General features: G+C 61.4%; 2 protein-coding genes. Both read right to left on the reverse strand.

The window, feature by feature from the left end; all coding sequences use genetic code 11:
* Positions 1-207 precede the first annotated feature (207 nt).
* Positions 208-696, reverse strand: a complete 489-nt coding sequence (locus ACH0AE_RS17860; protein WP_406876174.1) for a hypothetical protein — start codon at positions 694-696, stop codon at positions 208-210.
* Entirely contained in the window at positions 605-886 is a 282-nt protein-coding gene (locus tag ACH0AE_RS17865) for a type II toxin-antitoxin system Phd/YefM family antitoxin (RefSeq protein WP_406876175.1), read from the reverse strand. Before ACH0AE_RS17865 ends, ACH0AE_RS17860 begins: the two co-directional genes overlap by 92 nt.
* Between the last annotated feature and the right edge of the window lie 491 nt (positions 887-1,377).

The raw sequence follows: 1,377 nt of genomic DNA on the forward strand, positions 1-1,377 counted from the left end.
GATAAAGCCCGACATGACCCGTCAGCCGGATTTGAACGTCGACCTGGCGCCGTGTTCTCTCGATAACGACGGTGGCATAAAGCGGACCAGCTTCGCCCGCGACGGCACGGCTGCCGGTCAGGTCCAGCCGGTAGAGATTTGTGATGGTGCTGGGCTCTACGAGGGTCATCGGGCCGAGTTCCTCGCCACGAGAGGGGACCGGTTCGCTCACTGATCGCGATCGACCGGCCGACCGATGCCGACCGCGACCATCGCATCGAGAACGCGCTGGAGCAGGCTGGAGGGAATGAACCCGTAGCTCGTCGACGGCTCGCGCCCGGGGATAGGCCGCGTATCGTAGCCCGGCCACGCATAGCGGTTCCACTCGCTGACCACGATCCACGACCGGTCGCCGGAAAGCCCGAGCTGCCGGCGAACAGCCTGCGGTACCTCGATCGCGACATCGCCGCCACCGGGCTCCTTGGTCGTGAAAGGCACGACATGAACAAGAGACAGTCCGTCCCGGCTGACCGTCATCAGCACGACCACGACCGGCCGATCCTTTATCCCCTCGTCGCGCCCGTCGCGATACTCACGCTCCCACAGGTAGCTGTAGTTGAGGACTTCACCCGGCTCGGGCAGCTTGGAACTGCCTTTCGGCTTCTTCGCTGCCTGGCCCGGGTTTGACGGCGCGGAGCGCGTCGAGGGTTTCTTCATCCAGATCCTCCGTGCGCCCGGCGACCCGTTCACGGCGTCGCAGGCGCTCATATTCGTCCACAGGAACCATGACGAAGCGCACCCGGCCGTTGCGGCTGACACCGACAGGGCGGATCATCGCCTCGTCGGAATAATGGCCGAACTGCTTCTGCAGCGTGCCGGACGGCACGATTTCCATGCTCTTCGCCATGAGCGGGGCTCCAATCTTGTCGCGGTTACCGTGGTGGGATCTGTTCGAACCGCCTGCCCGCGGGCTGTCCTTCACCAGTGCGTTGCGGATCTCCGCTTGGCCTCGCGGCCGTTCTCTATGCACATCGGGACGTGTCTATCGTGTATGGCGGTCTTGTTGCGTAGCGTTTTTCTGTTTCCGAGCGTTACCTGGAGCAAGCCAACCTGCAAGGCTGACAAGTCGGATGATGCGGATAATCCGGGAAACCGTCAAGAGCCGATTTTCCCGGCAAAGCGGCACATTGTTTATTCCAGTAATCCTCCTTCCTGGAAAAAAGAGAGTGGCCGGGCAGGGCGCATTTGTCGGATTTCCTAAAACAGTGGACGCCGTCGCTGAAGGGATGGGCAACCTGAAATAGTGGATTCTCACCTAGAATAGTGGATGTTTTGAAATCCGGTGAGAGGAAAGCCGGAAACGTACGCTGAGGCTCGCCGTTTGCGGCGCATAGATAG

Source organism: Sphingomonas sp. 179-A 2A2 NHS (genome assembly GCF_045371305.1).
Lineage (GTDB): Bacteria > Pseudomonadota > Alphaproteobacteria > Sphingomonadales > Sphingomonadaceae > Sphingomonas.